1 rRNA gene is annotated in these 599 nt (G+C 56.3%); it reads right to left on the bottom strand.

Annotated elements, in window-relative coordinates:
* A 23S ribosomal RNA gene (locus ACNQGS_RS29040) occupies positions 1–599 on the bottom strand; the annotation flags it as partial.

Below are 599 nucleotides of genomic sequence, written 5' to 3' on the forward strand. Positions count from 1 at the left end.
ATCTTACTAGCTTGACGCTATGGGAAATCTCATCTCGAGGGGGGCTTCATGCTTAGATGCTTTCAGCACTTATCCCGTCCGCACATAGCTACCCAGCGATGCCTTTGGCAAGACAACTGGTACACCAGCGGTGCGTCCATCCCGGTCCTCTCGTACTAAGGACAGCTCCTCTCAAATTTCCTGCGCCCACGACGGATAGGGACCGAACTGTCTCACGACGTTCTGAACCCAGCTCGCGTACCGCTTTAATGGGCGAACAGCCCAACCCTTGGGACCGACTACAGCCCCAGGATGCGATGAGCCGACATCGAGGTGCCAAACCTCCCCGTCGATGTGGACTCTTGGGGGAGATAAGCCTGTTATCCCCAGGGTAGCTTTTATCCGTTGAGCGATGGCCCTTCCATGCGGAACCACCGGATCACTAAGCCCGACTTTCGTCCCTGCTCGACTTGTAGGTCTCGCAGTCAAGCTCCCTTGTGCCTTTACACTCTGCGAATGATTTCCAACCATTCTGAGGGAACCTTTGGGCGCCTCCGTTACACTTTAGGAGGCGACCGCCCCAGTCAAACTGCCCACCTGACACTGTCTCCCACCCCGAT

The organism is Neobacillus sp. PVCKKU3 (assembly GCF_058323225.1).